The sequence below is a fragment of the Lonsdalea quercina genome (genome assembly GCF_900107885.1).
Taxonomy (GTDB): domain Bacteria; phylum Pseudomonadota; class Gammaproteobacteria; order Enterobacterales; family Enterobacteriaceae; genus Lonsdalea; species Lonsdalea quercina.
The window spans coordinates 204774-227798 of record NZ_FNQS01000003.1 but is presented as its reverse complement, the minus strand read 5'-3'; the positions used below and the strand labels follow the sequence as shown (position 1 = coordinate 227798).

Sequence of the window (23025 nt, the reverse complement as noted above, 5' to 3'; positions counted from 1 at the left end):
ATCTCCCCTCTTTTTTTGCGCTAACCGCTTCGGGATTAGAGCAGTATCCACAGCAAAACGATCACACACAGCGCGCATAAAATTAGTACGCCGCGCGGACGGCTGAATAGCGGCCGCAGTTGAGGGGGGAGGGCGGAGATAAAGGGGCCGTAGATGGGAACCGGCGCAGGCGTCGATCCTGCCGTTGCCGCCTCTTTTTCCTGTATCTGCTGTAGGCGTTTGCTATAGAGGAATGTGACGACATCGGCAATCTGCACTGGCGTCAATGGGGTCTGCATCCCGGCGTTAAAGCGAGACTGCGCGTAATCCTGCACCATTTGTTGTTCCTCGGCATCCATCGGCTGCTTGAGCGCCGGCTGCAACGCCGCCAGGGTAGGCGACGTATGATTCTGCATCATGGCGACCTGCGTTTGCAGCAGTTGGCTCAGCAGCGGGAAGTTTTTGGCGGGAATGGCGTCCTGGGGTTTCAGCCCCTGAATATCCATCAGTGCCAGCAGCACCTTGGCGGGCGATTCGCCGGTGAGCGTCGTCAGCCGGGTGATCAATTGATTCAGGCTGTTTTGCTCCGCGGGTAGCAGGCGACGGTCCAGCGGGGCGCTGGTTTGCGGCAGCGCGCCGGGCTGTGGCTCGGTGGACGAAGGCTGCGCGGACGGCGGAAACGCGCCGGGCGGCGACGATGGGCTTGGTTGGGGCAACTGGCCGTTTTGCAACAGCGAGACAACCTGCTGTAGCTGATTGCCACTCAATGAACTCAGCACGGTGTGGCCGAACTGTTGGCGTATAAAGTCGCTCACTGCCTGACGGTTATTGCCTTGCGACAGTAGTTCGGTGAGCTGCTGCAACAGTTGGCGGGTGCCTAAGGTATTCTGCACGGAGGTCAGCCGGGTTTGCAGCGCCTGTTCTGCGGCAGGGAAATGACCTGACAAAATTTCGGCGCCGCTTTTCAAACCGATGTCGTGACGCATACCGGCCCAGATTTCAGCCGACTTGAGCGAACTTAACGACATGATCTTCGTGATAAGCCGCTCCAGCGATGTGCGCTGCGCGGGCGTCAATGGTGCGTCTTCGCGCGCCGTTCCGCCGGTTTTCAGCGGCGTAGAATCAATGTTGCGGTCGCCGGGCAAAGACGTGCCGGGGCTGTTCACGGGCTGCATAACACGATCCTTACCGTGCGGTTTCTGTTCGAAGTGGGATAACAGAAAGAATAGTTGAACGTTATGATAACAACCCGGATCCGTAACGGGTAGTCGGGTAGGGCGTTTGACGCAAAATTTCTGTCATACGGTGCGGCAAGTCGGGCGATTCGCCAGTGTTCCCTATCGCCGGTTTGTGGCAGAATAACGCCCCTGTTTTCGCCGCTGCCGTGCGCTCTACGACATACGCCTTTCAGGAAACGTAACGTGAAAATCCTTGTTGATGAAAATATGCCTTATGCCCGCGAGCTGTTCAGCCGCCTGGGCGACGTCACTACCGTACCGGGACGACCGCTGCCGCAGGATGCGTTGAAGGATGCCGATGCGCTGATGGTGCGTTCGGTCACCAAGGTCAATGCAGACTTATTGACGGGAAAATCGGTGAAGTTCGTCGGTTCGGCGACGGCGGGCACCGACCATGTCGACGAACCCTTTTTGCAGCAGGCCGGCATTGCTTTCTCTGCCGCGCCGGGTTGTAACGCCATCGCCGTGGTTGAGTATGTTTTTTCAGCACTGCTGGGATTGGCTGAGCGTGATGGCTTCCAGTTGCGCGATCGCACCGTCGGCATTATCGGCGTGGGCAACGTGGGTTCGCGCCTCAATGCCAGGCTAAAGGCCTGGGGCGTCCGTACGTTGTTGTGCGATCCCCCGCGCGCAGAACGCGGCGATAAGGAAAATTTTCTTTCGTTGGAAGAGGTCGCGGCGCAGGCCGACGTGCTGACGTTTCACACGCCGTTGTATAAAGACGGCCCCTACAAGACCTATCACAGCGTGGATGCGGATTTGCTGGATTCGCTGGCCGAAGGCGCGATACTGATCAACGCCTGCCGTGGGCCGGTGGTCGACAACGTAGCTTTGCTTGAGGCGTTGCAGCACGGTAAATCTCTCAGCGTGATACTGGATGTCTGGGAGCCGGAACCCGAGCTATCGACGGCGCTGCTGGACCGGGTGGATATCGGCACGTCGCACATCGCCGGTTATACGCTGGAAGGCAAAGCGCGTGGTACAACGCAGGTCTTTGAAGCCTGGAGCCGCTTTATCGGTCGGCCGCAGCAGGTGGCGCTGTCGTCGCTACTACCTACGCCTGAGGTGACTTCCGTCAGTCTGACTCAACCGCTGGATGAATCGCTGCTCAAACGCCTGATTCATCTGGTTTACGACGTGCGTCGCGATGATGCGATGCTGCGAGGCGTCGCCCACATGAGCGGTGGGTTCGATCGACTGCGTAAAACCTACCAGGAGCGCCGAGAATGGTCGTCACTTCAGGTGGTTTGTGCCGATCGCGAGAGCGCAGAGCTGTTGAACCAACTGGGCTTCAGCGCCGTCTTTCAGGGCGATAACTGATCGTTTTATTCGTTAATAATCCTTTTTTGTCCAGGCGATGTCGCTGTCGCCTGGCCTGTGTTATGAAAAATTTGGGGAGAAGAACCAAATGACCAATGGCTGGAATATAGCGCTGCTGGGCGCAACCGGCGCCGTCGGCACCGCGTTGCTGGAGCTATTGCAGGAACGTGAATTTCCAGTGGGAGAGATCTATCCGCTGGCGAGCGAGCATAGCGCAGGGGAGACCCTTCGTTTCAATGGTCGCTCTTGTCTGGTGACGGATGCGGCGGAGTTTGACTGGTCGCAGGCGCAGTTGGCCTTTTTCGTCGCGGGCGCCGAGGCCAGCGCCCGCTATGCGGACGAGGCGGGTAACTCGGGCTGCCTGGTTATCGACAGCAGCGGGTTGTTTGCGCAGGAGCCGGATGTCCCTCTGGTTGTTCCGGGCGTGAATTCCCACGTGCTGGCTGATTATCGCAATCGCAATCTCGTTGCCGTGGCGGATAGCCTGACCAGCCAGCTGCTGAAAGCGGTGAAGCCGTTGACGGAACAGGCCGGACTTTCCCGCCTGCACGTCACCAGTCTGCTGTCGGTTTCTGCGCGTGGTAAAGCGGCGGTTGACGATCTGGCGGGACAAAGCGCTCGTCTGCTGAATGGCATGCCGCCGGAAGCCGGGATGTTCCCGAAACAGCTGGCGTTCAACCTGCTGCCGCTGCTGCCGGATAGCGAAGGCAGCGTCATGCAGGAGCGTCGACTGGTCGAACAGGTGCGTAAAGTCCTGCAAGATGACGGTCTGCCGATTGCGGTCAACTGTGTTCAGTCGCCGGTCTTCTACGGCCATGCGCAGGTGGTGCATATGGAAGGCATGCGTCCGCTCTCCGCCGAGGAAGCCCGCGAGGAGCTGCTGCAGTCGGATGACGTCGCCATCAGCGATGACGACGATTACCCGACGCAGGTCGATGATGCGTCCGGAAACGGACAGTTGAGCGTGGGCTGCCTGCGCAACGATTACGGCATCCCGGAGCTGCTGCAGTTCTGGTCTGTGGCGGATAACGTTCGCTTCGGCGGCGCGTTGATGGCTGTTGAAACGGCCGAACTCCTGATTGAGGAGCATCTGGGGTAATCATGACAGCGTTGCAGGTTGCGGAAGACGTGGCGCCGCTGAAAATTGCCCTGGGAATTGAATATGACGGCAGTCGTTATTATGGCTACCAGCGTCAGGCGGAGGTGGATAGCGTCCAGCAGTGTCTGGAAACGGCGCTGTCTCAGGTCGCGGATGAGCCGATTACCGTGTTCTGTGCGGGGCGCACCGATGCGGGGGTGCATGCCACCGGTCAGGTGGTGCATTTCACCACGCACGCCGTCCGTAAAGACGCGGCTTGGACGATGGGCGTCAACACCCATCTGCCGCCGGATATCGCCGTTCGCTGGGTCAAGACGGTGGATGATGAATTTCATGCTCGCTTCAGCGCCACCGCCCGTCGCTATCGCTATCTGATCTACAACCACCGCTACCGCCCGGCTATTTTGTCGCATGGCATGACGCATTTTTATCATCCTCTCGACGCCGAGCGCATGGAACGCGCGGGGCAGTGTCTGCTGGGAGAGAATGATTTCACCTCTTTCCGAGCGGTGCAGTGTCAGTCGCGTACGCCATGGCGAAATGTAAAACATTTAAAGGTAACGCGGCACGGCGCTTACATTGTGGTAGATATCAAGGCCAATGCCTTTGTGCACCATATGGTGCGCAACATTGTGGGCAGTTTGATGGAAGTTGGGTGCGGAAATCAGCCTGAAAGCTGGATGGCGGACTTGCTGGCGGCCAAAGATCGTAAGCTGGCCGCCGCGACGGCCAAGGCCGATGGACTGTATTTGGTGGACGTCGACTATCCCGAGTCATTCGGGCTGCCGTCCGTCCCGATGGGACCGCTGTTTTTACTCGATGACTAACGACGCTGCCGTTCGCCGAACTGCGCGGTCTGATGATAGGTAACATAATGGAATTTATACACTTTATTATTGATTTTATTCTGCATATCGATGTGCACCTGGCCGAGCTGGTCGCGCAATACGGCGTTTGGATTTATGCGATCCTATTTCTGATTTTGTTCTGTGAAACGGGGCTGGTGGTGACGCCGTTCCTGCCCGGCGACTCTCTGCTGTTCGTCGCTGGCGCGCTGGCGGCATTGCCGGGCAGCGTTCTGGATGTCCATCTGATGGTCGTACTGATGGTCATCGCGGCAATCCTGGGCGATGCGGTCAATTACACCATCGGGCGGCTGTTCGGTGAACGATTGTTCCGTAATCCAAATTCCCGGATTTTCCGTCGCAGTTATCTGGACAAGACTCACGAGTTTTATGCCCGTCACGGCGGCAAAACAATTATTCTGGCGCGATTCGTGCCGATTGTGAGAACATTCGCGCCGTTTGTGGCGGGGATGGGGCATATGACCTATCGGCATTTTGCCCTCTTCAATGTTGCGGGCGCACTGCTGTGGGTGTTGCTGTTTACCTACGCCGGCTACCTGTTTGGGGATTTGCCGATTGTGCAGGACAATCTTAAACTCCTGATTGTGGGTATTATCTTTGTTTCTATCCTGCCGGGCGTGATTGAATTTTGGCGTCACAAACGGTCGGCGACACGTCAGAATGTGAAATAAGCAAAAATTATTTTAACATTCGGTGTGACCAGTTTTTTATCCACAGTATCGGGTCATTATGGTTTAATGGGCGGCACTTACGGCTATGTTCACGTGAACCGCTATAAATGCCCATGTCGTATCCTGCCCTTGGCGGATGAGGCATCGCTTTGTCGGCTGCGTCAGCAGAACATTATGAACGCTGAGCAGCGTACTGGCCTGTGGCCAGGTTCAAGCAGAAAGGTTATCAATGAGCTGGATTGAACGAATTCTAAATAAAAGTCATATCACACCGACTCGTCGGGCCAACATCCCCGAAGGCGTCTGGACTAAATGTGATAGTTGCGGTCAAGTACTTTACCGCGCTGAGTTGGAACGTAATTTGGAAGTGTGTCCGAAATGTGACCACCATATGCGGTTATCCGCTCGTGCTCGTCTTCACGCTTTTCTGGATACAGAAAACACGGTTGAACTCGGCAGTGAACTGGAACCCAAGGATGTCCTGAAGTTCCGCGACTCCAAAAAGTATAAAGATCGTTTGGCTGCGGCACAGAAGCAGTCCGGCGAGAAAGATGCCATGGTCGTCATGAAAGGCACCCTCTACGGCATGCCCGTCGTGGGCGCGGCTTTCGAATTCTCCTTCATGGGAGGCTCGATGGCGTCGGTGGTCGGTGCGCGCTTTGTGCGTGCGGTGGAGCAAGCGTTAGAAGATAACTGTCCGCTGGTCTGCTTCTCCGCCAGCGGCGGCGCCCGTATGCAGGAAGCGCTGATGTCGCTGATGCAGATGGCGAAAACCAGTGCGGCACTGGCCAAACTGCGCGAACGCGGTCTGCCTTATATCTCCGTAATGACGGACCCGACGATGGGCGGCGTATCCGCCAGTCTGGCGATGCTGGGCGATCTGAACATCGCCGAGCCAAAAGCGCTGATTGGTTTCGCCGGTCCGCGTGTTATCGAACAGACGGTACGCGAGAAACTGCCGCCGGGCTTCCAGCGCAGCGAGTTTCTGGTGGAAAAAGGCGCGATCGATATGATCATTCGTCGCCCTGAGATGCGTTACAAGCTGGCTACGATCCTCGCCAAGCTGACGAACCATCCGGAACCGCAGCCTGAAGTGGAAGAGCCGCGGCCGACCGCTTCGTCTGAATCACAGGATGAAGCCTAACCGATGACGTACGGGGAGCGCGGTTGCGACGTGCTCCGTCGCTCCCTGTATCAATGAACCGTAAGTAAGCGAGCGGGTCTCATGGATAACCTTCAAACACCTAAAGCCACGTCGCCTTTGGCCACGTGGCTTTATTATCTGGAACACCTGCACACGCAGGCCATCGATCTTGGTCTGGACCGCATCACACAGGTGGCCGACTCTCTTCAATTGCGCCAGCCCGCCAACACCGTCTTCACCGTCGCAGGCACCAACGGGAAAGGCACCACTTGCCGTACGCTGGAGTCCATTCTGTTGGCCGCGGGGCTGCGGGTGGGCGTCTACAGCTCGCCTCATCTATTACGCTACACCGAGCGCGTTCGCATCCAGGGCAAGTCATTGCCGGAAGCGATGCACAGCGAAGCGTTTGCCGTGGTGGAAGCTGGGCGCAATAACGTCTCTTTGACCTATTTCGAATACGGCACGCTGGCGGCGTTACAGCTTTTCAAGCAGGCGCAGTTGGACGTCGTGATCCTTGAAGTCGGTTTGGGCGGTCGTCTGGACGCGACCAACATCGTGGACTCGGACGTTGCTGTCGTGACCAGCATCGCCATCGATCACACCGACTGGCTGGGTCACGATCGCGAAAGCATTGGTCGAGAAAAAGCGGGGATCTTTCGTCACGGCAAACCGGCCGTTGTCGGCGAGCCGGATATGCCCGCCTCGATTGCAGACGTCGCGAATGAAAAAGGCGCTCGGCTGCTGCGTCGCGATGTCGACTGGCGCTACGGGGTGGACGCGGACGGCTGGTTCTGGGAAAACGCAGAGGGACATCTGAGCCATCTGCCCATGACGAATGTGCCGCTGCCGAATGCCGCCACGGCGCTTGCCGCGCTGAATGCCTCGCCGCTCAAGGTGGATGAACGCGCTCTTCGCGACGGCCTGCGGGACGCGGCCTTGCCGGGGCGTTTCCAGATTGTCGGCGACAAGCCCTTGCTGATTCTGGATGTGGCGCACAACCCGCACGCGGCTGCTTACCTGTCCGAACGCTTGGCGGCGTTGCCTCCTCACGGCGTCGTCCGCGCCGTTGTCGGCATGCTGTCCGACAAAGATATCGTCAGTACGCTGGAACAGCTCAAGCCGCAGGTAGATGTCTGGTATTGCGCGCCGCTGGAAGGACCGCGCGGCGCCAGCGCGGATTTGCTTGTTCAACATCTCGATAGCAGCCGTTCGTATCCCGATGTGGTCTCCGCCTGGCGAGCGGCGATGCAGGACGCCGATGAACGCGACGTGGTTGTGGTGTGCGGCTCCTTTCATACGGTAGCGCATGTGATGTCCGCGCTTGAAGAAGGAGTTGTGGATGGCAAGTAAATTTCAAAACCGTCTGGTCGGCACCGTCATTTTGGTCGCGCTGGGCGTCATCGTGCTGCCGGGCCTGTTGGACGGCAAGAAAAAACACTATCAGGACGAGTTTGCCGCCATTCCTTTGGTGCCGAAGCCGGAAGACACGCTGGAAGCGGAGTCGCTGCCGCCGATCACTCAGTCGCTGACGCCGCAGTCTCCGGACAGTGCGACGGCGCCCGATGGGGAAGAGGGCGGTGAAGAGATGGAGAGCGCCGATCGGGCGGTCGATAGCGCTCCAGATACCGCGGCGCCTCAGAATGCCACGCCGCCGACTTCTGCCGCCCGGCCTTCCGCGCCACCGTCTAGCCCGGTGGTTCCGCCTCCGGTGAAAGCGGAGCCGAAACCCAAGCCGAAGCCAGAGGTCAAACCCGCTCCGCGGCCGGCGGAGAGTAAACCGGCAGCCGCGCCGCAGGCCCCGGCAGGGCAGGCTTTTATCGTGCAGCTGGGCGCATTGAAAAATGCGGACAAGGTGAATGAGATTGTCGCCAAGCTGAGACTTTCGGGGTTCCGTGCTTACACGGTGCCGTCTTCGCCCGTCTCCGGGCAAATTACCCGCATTTATGTGGGGCCAGATGCCTCTAAGCAGAAGCTACAGTCCTCGTTGAGCGAATTGCAGCAGATCAGCGGGCTAAGCGGACAGGTAAAAGCAGCGCACTAATACTAATTCGGGACGACGTCGTGAAAATCCCTGGATGGCGGTGGGCATTGCGGGTAAAACCGACGCCATCGCCTTTTTTCGGTATCTTCATGGCCCGTCAGCGGTTTTTCAGTTGGCCGATTGATTGACACATTTCGCGCGGGATTCCGGTACGCAAACGTTTTCTTTTTCTGTTAGAATGCGCCGCGAACAGGATGAGCCGCGTAGGTCGTTGGTTATTGTTCATTGAGTAGGATAGTTCATGGTTTGGGTGGATTACGTCATTATCGGCATTATTGGGTTCTCGGCTCTGGTCAGTTTGATTCGAGGATTTGTCCGTGAAGCGCTCTCACTGGTGACCTGGGGATGTGCGTTTTTCATTGCCAGTCACTACTATGGCTATCTGGCAGGGTACTTCACCCGCTTTGAAGATGAACTGGTTCGCAACGGCATCGCTATCGCCATTCTGTTTCTTGCGACGTTGATTGTGGGAGCCATCGTCAACTATGCGATAGGTTCTCTGGTTGAGCGAACCGGGCTGTCGGGTACCGATCGTGTGCTGGGCGTTTGCTTTGGCGCCCTGCGCGGGGTCTTGATTGTCTCTGCAATCTTGTTCTTTCTGGACACCTTCACCGGGTTTTCCCAGAGCGTTGACTGGAAACAGTCCCAGTTGATCCCGCAGTTCAGCTATATCATCAGGTGGTTCTTTGACTACCTGCAAAGCACGTCGAGTTTCTTGCCGCGGCACATCTAGTCGCGGTAGCGCTGATGAGGAAAAGACAACATGTGCGGTATTGTCGGTATCGCCGGCGTCACGCCGGTCAACCAGTCGATTTATGACGCGTTAACGGTGTTACAACACCGTGGGCAGGATGCCGCAGGCATCGTAACGATAGATGCTCATCACTGTTTTCGCCTGCGTAAGGCAAACGGTCTGGTCAAAGACGTTTTTGAAGCACGGCACATGCAGCGCCTGCAGGGGAATATGGGGCTCGGCCATGTGCGTTATCCCACGGCGGGCAGTTCCAGCGCCTCCGAAGCGCAGCCTTTTTACGTCAACTCTCCTTTCGGAATTACGCTGGCCCACAACGGCAATCTGACCAATGCGCACGAGCTGCGTCAGAAGTTGTTTGAGCAGGGCCGCCGCCACGTCAATACGACGTCTGATTCGGAAATTCTTCTCAACATTTTCGCCAAAGAGCTGGACCGCTTTCAGCACTATCCGCTGGAGCCTGACAACATCTTCGCCGCCGTTGCCGCGATGCATCAGCAAATCCGCGGCGCCTATGCCTGCGTCAGTATGATTATCGGACACGGCTTGGTGGCTTTCCGCGACCCTAACGGGATCCGTCCGCTGGTCATCGGTAAACGCACGCTGGAAGACGGGCGCAACGAATATATGGTGGCGTCCGAGAGCGTGGCGCTGGATACGCTGGGCTTTGAGTTTCTGCGCGATGTAGCGCCAGGCGAAGCGATTTACATCACGGATAAAGGCCAACTTTACACCCGCCAGTGCGCGGAAAATCCAAGACATCATCCGTGCCTGTTCGAGTATGTTTATTTCGCGCGACCCGACTCGTTTATCGACAAAATTTCGGTCTACAGCGCCCGTGTGCGCATGGGGCAGAAGTTGGGCGAAAAAATCGCGCGCTGCTGGGACGATCTGGATATCGACGTGGTCATTCCTATTCCCGAAACCTCGTGCGATATCGCGCTGGAAATCGCCCGCATCATCGATAAGCCTTATCGTCAGGGCTTTGTGAAAAACCGCTATGTCGGGCGCACGTTTATCATGCCGGGACAGGAGACGCGGGTGAAATCTGTGCGTCGTAAGCTGAATGCCAACCGCGCTGAATTCCGTGATAAAAACGTGCTGCTGGTGGATGACTCCATCGTGCGAGGCACTACCTCACAGCAGATTGTCGAGATGGCAAGGGATGCTGGCGCCAAACGCGTCTATCTCGCGTCCGCCGCGCCGGAAATTCGCTTCCCGAACGTTTACGGCATCGATATGCCGAGCGTCAATGAGCTGATCGCCCACGGAAGAGAAGTGGAGGAGATCTGCGAGCTTATCGGCGCCGACGCCCTGATTTTCCAGGATCTATCAGATCTGGTTGAGGCCGTTCGGGACGACAATCCGGATATCACCCAATTCGAATGCTCCGTCTTTAACGGCATTTATGTCACGCATGATGTGGATCAGGGCTATCTGGACTATCTTGAAGGTCTGCGTAACGACGATGCTCAGGTGTTGCGCAGTAAAAGTGAAGTCGAAGATCTGGAGATGCATAACGAAGGCTGACGGAACGCTTGACGTTTTCTCCAGTAAGGGAGTGCCTATCGGTACTCCCTTTATTTTTGCATCTTGCCAATCATGGACGGATGCGGCACAGTCTGCGCTGACGAGGTGAATGCAGGTCTATCCTGTTTAAGGAAGGGTATGAAGCGACTGATTATTGGTATTTCCGGCGCCAGTGGGGTGATTTACGGCGTACGCCTGTTACAGGTGCTGCAGCCGTTGGACGAAATAGAAACCCATCTGGTGATGAGCCAGGCCGCACGGCAGACGCTGGCTCTGGAAACCGATCTCAGCGTGCGCGACGTTCAGTCATTGGCGGATGAGGTGCACGATTGCCGCGACATCGCCGCCAGCATTTCTTCCGGTTCTTTTAAAACCGCCGGTATGGCGATTTTGCCGTGCTCGATCAAAACGCTGTCCGGCATAGCCCACAGCTACACCGATAGTCTGCTGACCCGCTCAGCGGACGTGATGCTGAAAGAGCGGCGTCCTATCGTGCTGTGCGTACGAGAAACGCCATTGCATTTGGGCCATCTGCGATTGATGACCACGGCAGCCGAAATGGGCGCGGTGATTATGCCGCCGGTGCCTGCGTTTTATCATCGCCCGCAAACTGTGCAAGAAATCATCGATCAGACTGTCAATCGTGTGCTCGATCAATTCGATATTTGCCTGCCTGAAGATCTGTTTACCCGCTGGGGGAGTGCTTAACTGGTTAATTTACAAACAGAAAACGGGCAATAAGCATATGACGCCTCAGCCGAAGTAGAGACCCGCCATGCCTTCTTATGTGGCATTGCTCTGTTTCGGTGCGATTATCTGCTTTGTTATGGTGCGAGTTATTTTTCCCTTCATTTTTTCCCTGTCCAATCTGACGGTACACCACTGGTAATCAATTGATTATAGAAGTAGAAAACCGCGGGTGAAGCCCGTCGCGGCGCTCCCGGACCCTCTCGCTAAACTGGCATGAAAACTGCAGAGGTGAAGCCTGTACTACGCACATGACGGGCACGCTAGCGTTGGTGATTAAAAAGCATTCAAATCCAATTGTTCGTGCCGATGTTCTATCACTGGTGATAAGGGTAACTTGATGAAAAGCGGCTTAAAGTTTTTACCTTTGGCGTTAATCTTAGCGGCAGGCTCCGCCTTCGCGGCCATCCCGAAGGAGATCAAAATCGGCACCGATCCCACTTATGCGCCGTTTGAATCCAAAAACGCCCGCGGCGAACTGATCGGATTCGATATCGATCTGGCTAAAGAGATGTGCAAGCGCATGGAAGCCAAGTGTACGTTCGTTGAAAGCGACTTTGATTCACTGATCCCGTCGCTAAAGGCGAAGAAAATTGACGCCATCATCTCTTCACTCTCTATTACGCAAAAGCGTCTGCAGGAAATCGCGTTCACCGAAAAACTCTATGCTGCTAATGCGCGCCTGATCGCCGCCAAAGGGTCTCCGATTCAGCCTACGTTGGACGCTCTGCGCGGTAAACGCGTCGGCGTTTTGCAGGCTTCCACCCAGGAATCCTACGCTAACGTTCACTGGCAGCCGAAGGGCGTGGATGTCGTGGCTTACCAAAATCAGGATCTGATCTACGCCGATCTGGTGGCGGGACGTATCGATGCCGCGTTCCAGGATGAAGTCGCCGCCAGCGAAGGCTTCCTGAAACAGGACGCGGGTAAAGACTATGCGTTTGCCGGACCGGCGGTGAAAGACGATGCGCTGTTCGGTGTTGGCACCGGCATGGGGTTGCGCAAAGATGAAACTGAACTGAAAGCCGCGTTGGACAAGGCTTTCGAATCTATGCGCAAAGACGGAACCTACGACACGCTGGCGAAGAAATATTTCGATTTCAATGTTTATGGCGACTAATCGCCGCTGATACGACGTCTGCCTGTGATGCAGGCAGATGGTCTGCTTTCTCTAGAACGGATATCACTGATGCTGCATGGCTACTCTGAACTCATCATTGAGGGTTCGCGCCTGACGTTGCAACTGGCCGTCTGCTCGTTGCTGCTGTCGCTGGCAATCGGTCTGGTCGGCGCCAGCGCCAAACTTTCCTCCCGCCGGCTGCTCTCGGGCGTGTTCACCGGCTATACCACCTTGATTCGCGGTATCCCCGATCTGGTTTTGATGCTGCTGATTTTCTACGGATTGCAGATTGTGTTGAACGACCTGACGGAAATTATAGGCATGTCGCAAATCGATATCGATCCGATGGCGGCCGGTATCATAACGCTGGGCTTTATCTACGGCGCCTATTTTACCGAGACGTTTCGCGGCGCTTATCTCGCCGTTTCGCGCGGAGAGATTGAGGCGGCCGTGGCCTTCGGCTTCACGCCGCTGCAGGTCTTTCGACGCATTATGTTCCCGTCGATGATGCGCTTTGCGCTGCCGGGGATCGGCAACAACTGGCAGGTGATTCTCAAAGCCACGGCGCTGGTCTCCCTGCTGGGGCTCAACGATGTCATCAAAGCGACGCAACTGGCAGGAAAGGGGACGCATCAGCCGTTCTACTTTGCGATGGTGGCGGGGGTGATGTACCTGATTTTTACCACTGTCTCCAATGGCGTGCTGTGGTGGTTAGAAAGACGCTATTCGCAGGGAGTGAAAAAAGTTAATTATGAGTGAGATCCTGCAACAATACTGGCAGTCCTTGCTGTGGAGCGACGGTTATCGAATGACCGGGCTGGCGATGACGCTGTGGCTGCTGATTATCTCGGTCGTTATCGGCGGCGCCATGGCTATTCCGCTGGCGATCGCACGCGTATCGCCACGGCGACGTTTTTGGCTGCCGGTCTGGACCTTTACCTACATCTTCCGCGGCACGCCGCTGTATGTGCAGCTGCTGGTGTTCTACACCGGGGTTTACAGCCTGGAAATCGTTCGCGGAACGGACATGCTGAACGCGTTTTTCCGTAGTGGCATGAACTGCGCCGTTCTGGCGCTGGCGCTGAACACCTGCGCTTATACCACCGAGATTTTCGCGGGCGCCATTCGCTCTATTCCCAGCGGCGAAGTCGAGGCGGCGCGGGCCTACGGTTTTTCCCGCTTCAAGCAATATCGCTGCATTATTTTGCCCGGCGCACTGCGCATCGCGCTGCCAGCTTACAGCAATGAAGTAATTTTAATGCTGCACTCAACGGCGCTGGCTTTCACCGTGACGGTGCCGGACATTCTGAAAATCGCCCGCGACATCAATGCCGCCACCTATCAGCCGTTTTACGCCTTCGGCATCGCGGCCGTCATGTATCTCGCGATTTCGTTCGTGCTGATTGGCTTGTTCCGCAGAGCGGAACGTCGCTGGTTACGTCATCTTCATACCCGCGCCACACACTAATCATGCAGGAAAAGAACATGCAGGACACCAAACTGGTGGTCACAGAACTCCATAAGCGCTATGGGGAGCACGAAGTACTGAAAGGAATCTCATTACAGGCCAGGGCGGGTGACGTTATTTCAATTATCGGCTCATCGGGGTCGGGCAAAAGCACGCTGCTGCGCTGCATCAATTTCCTCGAACGGCCCTATGAAGGGTCCATTCATGTCAATGGACAGGAAATCCGGATGGTGCGCGATAAAGACGGTCAACTGAAAATATTCGATAAAAAACAACTCCAGCTACTGCGGACGCGCTTAACCATGGTGTTCCAGCATTTCAACCTGTGGAGCTTTATGACGGCCCGGGAAAATGTCATGGAAGCGCCCATACAGGTGCTGGGGCTAAGCAAGGCCGAAGCCCGGCAACGGGCGGAGTTTTATTTGAATAAAGTGGGAATTAGCGGCGCGTCGCAGGATCGCTATCCGGCCGACCTTTCCGGCGGACAGCAGCAGCGCGTGTCTATCGCCCGCGCGTTGGCGATGGAGCCGGACGTGCTGCTGTTTGATGAGCCGACATCGGCGCTGGATCCCGAACTGGTGGGCGAAGTGTTGCGCATCATGCAGCAACTAGCGGAAGAGGGGAAAACGATGGTGGTGGTGACGCATGAAATGGAGTTTGCACGCCACGTCTCAAACCACGTTATATTCCTGCATCAGGGCGTTGTGGAAGAAGAGGGGACGCCGGAGAAACTGTTCGGCAACCCGCAAAGTCCGCGCCTGAGGCAGTTTTTGTCAGGCGCGTTGAAGTAGCCGCGTTCGTCGGCTGTGCTTTCAGCCGGTATGGTTGATCAGATTATCGAGCGCTTCATCCAGCTCGAAGAAGCGGAAACCGAAGCCGGCGCTTTCCAGACGCTGGGGAACGGCGCGTTGCCCGTCGAGGATTAGCGTCGCCGCTTCTCCCATCATCAGCTTCAGCGCGAAAGCCGGCGCGCGCAGTATGCCCGGCCGATGCAGCACATGAGCCAGGATCGCGCTGAACTTCTCGTTTCGCGCCGGGTAGGGCGAGCAGAAGTTGAAAGGGCCGCGTAACTCGGGAGACTCCAGCAAATAAAGAATACCGTTCACCATATCGTCGATATGAATCCAGGCCATGTACTGTTTGCCGGATCCCATCGGCCCACCCAATCCCAATCGGAAAATCGGCAGCATTTTCGCCAGCGCTCCGCCCTCGGTGGACAGGACGATGCCCGTGCGCACCAGGCAGACGCGTGTTTTGTCGCTTTCAGCCGCCTGAGCCAATGCTTCCCAACGGGCGCACAGTCGGTGAGTAAACTCATCGTGCGGGGTTTCATCCTCGGTCACCAGAGCCTGTCCCTGATTGCCGTAAAAACCCACGGCTGAGCCGGAAATCAGGACTGAAGGGGGCGTCGCGCTGTTCTTAATCAGCATCGCCAACTGCTCGGTCAGTTTCCAGCGGCTTTGGCAGAGCAGCTCTTTCTGTTCGGGCGTCCAACGCTTGTCGGCAATCGGCGCGCCAGCCAGATTGATGACGGCATCGAATTCATCCAAAGACGTTTTGCCTTCCAGACTGGGCCAGTAATTGACCTGATCGCCTAAGGCGCCGCGCGCTTTTTCCGGACTGCGGGTCAGCACGGTAATGGTATGTGAGAGCGCCAGTAGCCGCTGAATCAGGTACCGGCCGATGAGTCCGGTTCCGCCTGTGATTAAAAGTCGCATCCTAAAGCCTCGCTGCATGTCGAAATGAGATCATCGCCGTAACCCACAAAAGATAAACTAACAATAAGTATAAGGGACCATGCTCTTTTTGCTGCCGTGGTCGCCAATTTAGCGAAGCTCATCGCACGCTTTTCATGCTGTCGGGGTGAAGAGCGAGTGAATCGACAAACTTTGCCGTTATTAGCCGCTAAGCATCGTGGGGGTTTTTGGTAAACTCATCGGTAGAACAGTTTACGATCCTTTGGGAGTTCACTATGAAACTGATGTTTGCCTCCGATCTGCATGGCTCGCTGGCCGCCACGGAAAAAGTGCTGGAAACTTTCGAACAATCTGAAGCCCGCTGGTTGATACTACTGGGCGATTTTCTGAATCACGGCCCACGCAACCCGTTGCCGGAAAATTATCAACCGGCGCAGGTGGCCGCACGTCTCAATGAGTACGCGGCCCGTATCATCGCCGTGCGCGGTAACTGCGACAGCGAAGTCGATCAGATGCTGCTGCATTTCCCTATCACCGCGCCCTGGCAGCAAGTGCTATTGCCGACGAACCGACTCTTCCTGACTCACGGACATCTGTATAATCCAGACCAGCAGCCGCCATTAAATCACGGCGATGTGCTGACCTACGGCCATACGCATATTCCTCTGGCGGAACGTCGCGACGAGATCTACTGCTTTAATCCCGGTTCCGTCAGCCTGCCAAAAGGCGGTTACCCAGCCAGCTACGGCCTGTTGGACGGAGGGGTGTTGCAGGTTGTGCCATTGGATGGGGGGGACCCTATTGCGCAGGTGACGATTACACACTAACTTAGCTTTACGCTTCTTGAAGGTCGTGGTGGCGTCAGTACCTCGTCAATGTGTGCTGTAGAGACCAGACCGTGATTTCATGCCTGGCTGTAAGAAAAATAATGCGCGTATCGAAAGATCTCGTGAAAAGCAGCCGGGGCCGACTATTTAATAACAAGTGCGCGTGATATCGCGTCAAGGCAAGGGTTTCAGAGGATGGCGGAACAAATTCAGACCACGGGTACAGAGTGGGTGGATATCGTTAGCGAAGATAACGAAGTCATCGGGCAGGCTAGCCGCCAACAGATGCGCGCTCAACGTCTGCGCCATCGCGCGACCTACATCGTCGTTCACAACGGAATGGGACAGGTCCTGGTGCAGCGTCGTACGGACACCAAGGATTTTTATCCGGGATGGCTGGATGCCACGGCGGGCGGCGTGGTGCAAAGCGGTGAAAATATGCTGGAATCTGCCCGCCGCGAAGCCGAGGAAGAGCTGGGCATTGCCGGAGTACCGCTGGCTGAGCATGGGTTGTTTTACTACGAAAGCGAAGACTGCCGCGTATGGGGCGCGTTGTTCAGTTGCGTCAGTCATGGCCCATTCGCGCTACAGGAAGAAGAGGTCGCAGAAGTGAGCTGGTCGACGCCGGAAGAGATCACGGCGCGTTGCGACGAGTTCACGCCAGACTCACTGAAGGCGCTGTCGCTCTGGCTCAGTCGTAATACGGCCGGTGAACGTATGGCGTCCGCCCCGCGTACGACGAAATCACCGGTGGAGAAGACCATGAAGACGGACGACGGCGAGTCGGACGCGACGGTCGAGGCATAACGCGCGCCGCGAATACTGTATACGGGCGAATAATCAGCGGTAGTTTGCGCTTTGCAGGCCGTCCCAACTAACGATCTTCCTGTGCCCAAGCCGAGCCATAAAAAAACGCCAGTTCATTGCAGAACTGGCGTTTTTTTTGCGTGGTTGATGCGAACTTACTGAGCGATCTGCGTGGCCTGAATGGCGGTCAGCGCGACGGTATAGACGATATCGTCAACCAGTGCGCCGCGAGACAGATCGTTCACCGGCTTACGCATACCCTGCAACATCGGCCCGATGGAGATCAGGTCCGCGGAACGCTGCACGGCTTTGTAGGTGGTGTTACCGGTGTTCAGATCCGGGAAGATGAACACGGTAGCCTGACCTGCGACCGGTGAGTTCGGCGCTTTGGATTTCGCCACGTCGGCCATGATGGCGGCGTCATACTGCAACGGACCGTCGATGATCAGGTCAGGACGTTTTTCCTGAGCGATACGAGTCGCGTCGCGGACTTTCTCAACGTCGCTGCCTGCGCCGGAATTACCGGTGGAGTAGGAGATCATCGCCACACGCGGGTCAATGCCGAAGGCGGCGGCGGAGTCGGCGGACTGAATCGCGATTTCAGCCAGCTGTTCAGCGGTCGGATCCGGGTTGATAGCGCAGTCGCCATAGACCAGAACCTGTTCCGGCAGCAGCATGAAGAAGACGGAAGACACCAAAGAGCTGCCCGGCGCTGTTTTGATCAGCTGCAGCGGCGGACGGATGGTGTTGGCCGTGGTGTGAACCGCACCGGAAACCAGACCGTCGACTTCGTTTTGCTCCAGCATCAGCGTACCCAGCACGACGTTGTCTTCCAGCTGTTCGCGGGCGACGACTTCGGTCATGCCTTTGTTTTTACGCAGCTCGACCAGACGCGGAACATAACGTTCGCGGACGGCGGCCGGATCGACGATTTCGATGCCCTGGCCCAGTTCAACGCCCTGAACGGCGGCGACACGCTGAATCTCTTCCGGATTGCCCAGCAGGACGCAGTGAGCGATACCACGTTCGGCACAAATGGCTGCCGCTTTGATGGTGCGCGGCTCGTCGCCTTCCGGCAGAACGATGCGTTTGCCGGCTTTACGCGCCAGTTCAGTCAACTGGTAACGGAAGGCTGGCGGAGACAGACGGCGCGAACCTTCAGAGGCCGCAGACAGAGACTCAATCCACTCCGTGTTGATGAAGCGAGCGATATACTCCTGCACTTTTTCCACACGCTGGTGGTCGTCGGCAGGCACTTCCAGACTGAAGCTTTGCAGCGTCAGCGAGGTCTGCCAGGTGTTGGTTTCTACCATGAAGACAGGCAGGCCGGTCTGGAATGCGCGTTCGCACAGGGCGCTGATGCTCGGGTCCATTTCGTAGCCGCCAGTCAGCAGCAGGGCGCCGATTTCCACGCCGTTCATTGCCGCCAAGCTGGCTGCAACCAAGACGTCGGGACGATCTGCCGAGGTCACCAGCAGGGAGCCAGGACGGAAGTGCTCCAGCATGTTGGGAATGCTGCGTGCGCAGAAGGTCACGGATTTAATGCGGCGTGTTTCGATATCGCCGGCATTGATGACGCGGGCGTTCAAATGTTTGGCCATATCCACCGCGCGGGTGGCGATCAGCTCAAAGCTCCACGGAATGCAGCCCAGCACCGGCAGCGGGCTGTTGGCGAACAACTGCTTAGGATCGATGTTGGCGACGTTTGCCTTGGTGGAATCATCGAAAATTTCCGACAGATCCGGGCGAGTACGGCCTTGCTCGTCAACCGGGGCGTTCAGCTTATTGATGATCACGCCGGTGATGTTCTGGTTTTTGCTGCCGCCGAAGCTGGAGCGAGCCAATTCGATTCGCTCTTTCAATTGATCGGCGGAATCGTTGCCCAACGCGGTTACGAAGACGATTTCCGCATTCAGCGTTTTGGCGATTTCGTAGTTCAGCGCGTTGGCGAACTGATGTTTGCGGGTCGGAACCAGACCTTCCACCAGTACCACGTCCGCATCTTGGGTATTTTCATGGTAGCGGGCGATGATCTCTTCCAGCAGAACGTCCTGCTGGTTAGAGCTCAGCAGAGATTCCACGTGGCTCATTTGCAGCGGTTCTGCGGCGTTGATCGCAGAGTTGGCGCGGATGATAGCGGTGGTCTGATCCAGCGCTTGATCTTCGGAACGCGGCTGGGCAATAGGTTTGAACAAGCTCAGGCGGACGCCTTTCTGCTCCATGGAACGAATGACACCCAGGCTGACGCTGGTCAGACCCACACTGGTGCCAGTTGGAATCAACATGATTGTACGGGACACGGCTTAACCTCTTTGCGGTTGCTCGTTGCTCAAAAACAACTCCGTCAGCCTGAGCTGACGGAGTTAGGATACTGATTTTTCGGTTACGCGGTCAGGCGGAGTGCGTCCTGCGCGATAACCAGCTCTTCGTTGGTCGGAATGACCAGCGCCGGGCGGCTGCCATCTTTGCTGATGTTGCCGCTCTTGCCGAAGCGCGCTGCCAGGTTGCGCTCGTGGTCGATTTCGAAGCCCAGCAGGCCCAGCTGTTTCAGGGTCAGTTCGCGAACCATGGCCGCATTTTCACCGATGCCGCCGGTGAAGATTACCGCGTCCAGGCGGCCTTCCATCAGGGCGCTGTAGGCACCGATGTATTTCGCCAGGCGGTGGCAAAATACATTCATGGCGCGTTTCGCATCGGCTTTCGTTTCGTAGTTATCTTCAACGTAACGGCAGTCGCTGGTGACTTCGGTCAGACCCTGCAGACCAGACTCTTTGGTCAGCATTTTGTTGATGTCGTCGATGCTCATGCCCAGCGCGTCGTGCAGGTGGAACACGATAGCCGGATCGATGTCGCCGCTACGGGTGCCCATCACCAGACCTTCCAGCGGCGTCAGACCCATGGAGGTATCAACGCATTTACCGTTGCGAATAGCGGAAACAGAACCGCCGTTGCCCAGATGGCAGGTGATGACGTTCAGTTCATCCAGCGGTTTGTTCAACGCTTTAGCGGCTTCCTGAGACACATAGAAGTGGCTGGTGCCGTGCGCGCCGTAACGACGGATATGATGTTCGGTGTACAGTTTGTACGGCAGAGCATACAGGTAGGCTTCTTCCGGCATGGTCTGATGGAACGCAGTGTCGAAAACGGCCACGTTCTTGTTAGCCAGGTTCGGGAAAGATTTCAGGGCTTCGGCGATACCGATCAGATGAGCCGGGTTGTGCAGCGGCGCAAACGGAACAGCATCTTTAATGCCTTGCAGAACGTTGCTGTCGATCACCGCGGACTGGGTGAATTTCTCGCCGCCGTGGACGATACGGTGGCCGATAGCAACCAGCTGAGCGGAAAGCTCTGGTTTCTGGCTGAGGATGGTGTTGACGATGAAGTTCAGCGCTTCGCTGTGAGCTGCGCCAGCACCCAGATCGGCTTCCTGTTTGCCTCCATCCAATTTCCATTTGATGCGTGCTTCGGGAAGGTGGAAACATTCGGCCAGGCCAGACAGGTATTCGTCCCCGTTGACGGCATCAATGATGGCAAACTTGAGGGATGAGCTACCACAGTTTAGAACCAGGACTAACTTACTCGACATGGAGGTACCTACTTGTTATACATGGTTAAAGAAATATCATGCGGCGCGCAGCATAGCGCGTAACGCGGATGACATTTATGATTAACATCATGGCTTGGTAGAATTTACCAGACATGACAATATAAAGTGTCGACGTCGCGCGGCGCTTTTAATACCTAATGCGGAGTGACGGTGACATCGACGCTGTGAAACTTTGCAGTTGCCGGGCAAGATAAAGCTGACTTGGGGTGGGATTTGGCCTCACCAGTCAGAGGCGGAGGTCCGCCACCACGCCTTAATATGCAGTGCGGCAAAAGGCCGGAATTAGGATACCGATAGCGTTCGTTAAACACAAAATATATTTTAAGCTTATTAATTTTAGTTGGTGATTTGTACGGATTTTTTTATTTTTTATACATGAAGTTGAGGTGTGTTATGACGACAAATCCTACCGGTAAAGCGGGTTGGTTCAAGTTACTGAAACTGGGCCAGCATTATATGAAGACCTGGCCTGCAGACAAGCGTTTGGCCCCGGTGTTTCCAGAGAACCGCGTCGTACGCACCACACTTTTCGCTATTCGTTTTATGCCGCCGCTCGCCGTGTTTACGCTCTCCTGGCAGGTCGCTCTGGGCGGTCAGCTGGGTCCGGTGGTGGCGACCGCGCTGTTCGCGTTGAGTCTCCCCATGCAGGGATTGTGGTGGCTGGGCCGTCGCGCCATCACGCCATTGCCGCCTTCCTTATTACAGTGGTTTCATGACATTCGTCAACGACTGCTGGAAGCCGGACTCGCTCTGGCGCCGCTCGAAGAAAAGCCGACGTATCAGATGCTGGCAGATGTACTTAAACGCGCCTTCAAACAGCTAGACAAGACCTTTCTCGACGATCTTTGATGTGGGTCTCGTTTTGCCCACACGCTATTTCCCTTCGATACCGCGCTAAATCAAAAACGGCTTTGCAAGGAGTATGCGATTCTTGTTCTCCCCCCCCCCCGCCGCGGAAGGTGATTCTAAAGAGCGCCAGGGACATAACCAATGCCCAACGAATATTTCTGTCAAATCAACATCAAGCCATGACAATGCCGGAACGCGGAGCGCTATCGGCGGTTACAGACTATTATTGTGCGAGGTTATGCCCTCCCAAACACCCGTTATCAGCGAACGCCGAATGAGGGGCCGGGCGTGAACGCAGCGGCGGAGATCCGCCATCCGGGTTCGGTTCACTTGATTGTGCAGACGGAAATGCGTTACCAGCATTTCGATGTCAGCACGCTCGGCTTTAACGCTTAAACCAAAATGTGGGATAAATAAACGGGCAAGCTCAACGTGCGGCTTGCCTGACCGCGCCACTATCATTTCAGCGCGGTGGCCATTTTATAAATCGTCAATGCCTGACAAATCAGAGAGGTTAGCGGTGGAAGTTAAAGGTTTTCTGTTCGATCTGGACGGTACATTGGTCAACTCTCTTCCTGTCGTTGAAAACGCCTGGCGTTGGTGGGCGGAGGGGCAAGGTCTCGATTCTCAGGAGGTCCTTGAGTTCATTCATGGCAAGCAAGCCATCACGTCATTACGTCATTTTCTTCACGATAAAAGCGAAACGGAAATCCAGCATGCTTACCAAGTCTTGGAACAAAGAGAATCCACGGATTTGGAGGGCATTACCGCCATGCCGGGCGCGCAGGCGCTGTTGCAACGCCTTGAAGCGCTCAATGTTCCTTGGGCCATCGTCACCTCAGGATCTGTGCCGATAGCCTATGCTCGTCACCAAGCCGCAGGATTATTGATGCCGCGTCACTTCGTGACCGCTGAACGGGTCGCGAATGGAAAACCGCACCCGGACGCCTACCTGCTTGGCGCACAGCTGTTAGGCCTTGACCCGCAGGCGTGCGCCGTGGTCGAAGATGCGCCCGCCGGAATACAGTCTGGCCTTGCCGCTAAGGCGAAAGTCATCGCCGTCAACGCGCCGTCGGACACGCCCGATTTAGACAAAGTCGATATGGTGCTGTACTCGTTGGAGCAACTGGATGTGACTCCCGGCGACGCGGCTTTCGTCGTCACCGCGTCACGTTGAAGGCAACGAGAGGGTGGGGAATAAAATGATAAACCTTGCTTTTGCAGGGTTTTTTTATGTCATGCTGAATGGTCGGTTTTAAGGATT

22 protein-coding genes are annotated in these 23025 nt (G+C 56.3%); 18 read left to right on the top strand and 4 right to left on the bottom strand.

The window, feature by feature from the left end; translation table 11 throughout:
* Positions 1 to 35: 35 nt before the first annotated feature.
* The gene (flk, locus tag BLU64_RS06260) at positions 36 to 1154 is read right to left on the bottom strand and encodes a flagella biosynthesis regulator Flk (RefSeq protein WP_026743564.1); all 1119 of its coding nucleotides are present in this window, start codon (positions 1152 to 1154) and stop codon (positions 36 to 38) included.
* A 246-nt stretch (positions 1155 to 1400) separates the two neighbouring features.
* Between flk and pdxB the strand changes: the two genes are divergently transcribed.
* The 14 genes from pdxB (at position 1401) to hisP (ending at position 14765) form a co-directional block, all read left to right on the top strand.
* Positions 1401 to 2537 (top strand): 4-phosphoerythronate dehydrogenase PdxB, encoded by a 1137-nt coding sequence (pdxB, locus tag BLU64_RS06255; RefSeq protein WP_026743565.1) that lies wholly within the window; start codon positions 1401 to 1403, stop codon positions 2535 to 2537.
* 88 nt (positions 2538 to 2625) lie between these two features.
* Complete coding sequence (locus tag BLU64_RS06250) at positions 2626 to 3636, top strand: aspartate-semialdehyde dehydrogenase (protein WP_026743566.1); 1011 nt, start codon at positions 2626 to 2628, stop codon at positions 3634 to 3636.
* 2 nt (positions 3637 to 3638) lie between these two features.
* On the top strand, positions 3639 to 4463 hold the full coding sequence (gene truA / locus BLU64_RS06245; RefSeq protein ID WP_074728136.1) for a tRNA pseudouridine(38-40) synthase TruA: 825 nt from the start codon (positions 3639 to 3641) through the stop codon (positions 4461 to 4463).
* A gap of 47 nt (positions 4464 to 4510) precedes the next feature.
* The gene (locus BLU64_RS06240; RefSeq protein ID WP_026743568.1) at positions 4511 to 5173 is read left to right on the top strand and encodes a DedA family protein; all 663 of its coding nucleotides are present in this window, start codon (positions 4511 to 4513) and stop codon (positions 5171 to 5173) included.
* A 229-nt stretch (positions 5174 to 5402) separates the two neighbouring features.
* Positions 5403 to 6317 carry an acetyl-CoA carboxylase, carboxyltransferase subunit beta gene (gene accD, locus BLU64_RS06230; protein WP_026743569.1) on the top strand — a complete coding sequence of 305 codons (915 nt, stop codon included), beginning with the start codon at positions 5403 to 5405 and terminating at the stop codon, positions 6315 to 6317.
* A gap of 81 nt (positions 6318 to 6398) precedes the next feature.
* On the top strand, positions 6399 to 7667 hold the full coding sequence (folC, locus tag BLU64_RS06225; RefSeq protein WP_026743570.1) for a bifunctional tetrahydrofolate synthase/dihydrofolate synthase: 1269 nt from the start codon (positions 6399 to 6401) through the stop codon (positions 7665 to 7667).
* A complete protein-coding gene (dedD, locus tag BLU64_RS06220) occupies positions 7657 to 8358 on the top strand; it encodes a cell division protein DedD (protein WP_074728135.1) in 702 nt (233 codons plus the stop codon). Before folC ends, dedD begins: the two co-directional genes overlap by 11 nt.
* A 241-nt stretch (positions 8359 to 8599) precedes the next feature.
* Positions 8600 to 9091 (top strand): colicin V production protein, encoded by a 492-nt coding sequence (gene cvpA, locus BLU64_RS06215; RefSeq protein WP_026743572.1) that lies wholly within the window; start codon positions 8600 to 8602, stop codon positions 9089 to 9091.
* 30 nt (positions 9092 to 9121) lie between these two features.
* Entirely contained in the window at positions 9122 to 10639 is a 1518-nt protein-coding gene (gene purF / locus BLU64_RS06210) for an amidophosphoribosyltransferase (RefSeq protein ID WP_026743573.1), read from the top strand.
* A gap of 138 nt (positions 10640 to 10777) precedes the next feature.
* Positions 10778 to 11347 (top strand): UbiX family flavin prenyltransferase, encoded by a 570-nt coding sequence (locus tag BLU64_RS06205; protein ID WP_026743574.1) that lies wholly within the window; start codon positions 10778 to 10780, stop codon positions 11345 to 11347.
* Between the two features lie 379 nt (positions 11348 to 11726).
* Positions 11727 to 12506, top strand: coding sequence for a lysine/arginine/ornithine ABC transporter substrate-binding protein ArgT (gene argT, locus BLU64_RS06200; protein ID WP_026743575.1), 780 nt, complete (start codon positions 11727 to 11729; stop codon positions 12504 to 12506).
* A 69-nt stretch (positions 12507 to 12575) separates the two neighbouring features.
* Positions 12576 to 13265, top strand: a complete 690-nt coding sequence (locus tag BLU64_RS06195) for a histidine ABC transporter permease HisQ (protein WP_026743576.1) — start codon at positions 12576 to 12578, stop codon at positions 13263 to 13265.
* Entirely contained in the window at positions 13258 to 13974 is a 717-nt protein-coding gene (locus BLU64_RS06190; protein WP_026743577.1) for an ABC transporter permease, read from the top strand. Before BLU64_RS06195 ends, BLU64_RS06190 begins: the two co-directional genes overlap by 8 nt.
* Positions 13975 to 13991: 17 nt before the next feature.
* Positions 13992 to 14765, top strand: coding sequence for a histidine ABC transporter ATP-binding protein HisP (gene hisP, locus BLU64_RS06185; protein WP_074728133.1), 774 nt, complete (start codon positions 13992 to 13994; stop codon positions 14763 to 14765).
* 21 nt (positions 14766 to 14786) lie between these two features.
* Here the strand turns inward: hisP and BLU64_RS06180 are convergent, their stop codons facing one another.
* Positions 14787 to 15692 carry a TIGR01777 family oxidoreductase gene (locus BLU64_RS06180; RefSeq protein ID WP_026743579.1) on the bottom strand — a complete coding sequence of 302 codons (906 nt, stop codon included), beginning with the start codon at positions 15690 to 15692 and terminating at the stop codon, positions 14787 to 14789.
* A 254-nt stretch (positions 15693 to 15946) separates the two neighbouring features.
* On the opposite strand from BLU64_RS06180, the gene yfcE reads away from it, so the two are divergent.
* Together yfcE and yfcD are read left to right on the top strand one after the other, a co-directional pair.
* Positions 15947 to 16498, top strand: a complete 552-nt coding sequence (gene yfcE / locus BLU64_RS06175) for a phosphodiesterase (protein ID WP_026743580.1) — start codon at positions 15947 to 15949, stop codon at positions 16496 to 16498.
* Between the two features lie 195 nt (positions 16499 to 16693).
* On the top strand, positions 16694 to 17305 hold the full coding sequence (yfcD, locus tag BLU64_RS06170) for an NUDIX hydrolase YfcD (RefSeq protein WP_074728131.1): 612 nt from the start codon (positions 16694 to 16696) through the stop codon (positions 17303 to 17305).
* Between the two features lie 155 nt (positions 17306 to 17460).
* Here the strand turns inward: yfcD and pta are convergent, their stop codons facing one another.
* A complete protein-coding gene (gene pta, locus BLU64_RS06165) occupies positions 17461 to 19605 on the bottom strand; it encodes a phosphate acetyltransferase (protein WP_074728129.1) in 2145 nt (714 codons plus the stop codon).
* A gap of 83 nt (positions 19606 to 19688) precedes the next feature.
* Entirely contained in the window at positions 19689 to 20891 is a 1203-nt protein-coding gene (ackA, locus tag BLU64_RS06160) for an acetate kinase (RefSeq protein ID WP_074728127.1), read from the bottom strand.
* A 414-nt stretch (positions 20892 to 21305) separates the two neighbouring features.
* On the opposite strand from ackA, the gene yfbV reads away from it, so the two are divergent.
* Positions 21306 to 21761, top strand: coding sequence for a terminus macrodomain insulation protein YfbV (gene yfbV / locus BLU64_RS06155; protein ID WP_026743583.1), 456 nt, complete (start codon positions 21306 to 21308; stop codon positions 21759 to 21761).
* Between the two features lie 520 nt (positions 21762 to 22281).
* Positions 22282 to 22938 (top strand): sugar phosphatase, encoded by a 657-nt coding sequence (locus tag BLU64_RS06150; RefSeq protein WP_026741454.1) that lies wholly within the window; start codon positions 22282 to 22284, stop codon positions 22936 to 22938.
* Positions 22939 to 23025 lie beyond the last annotated feature (87 nt).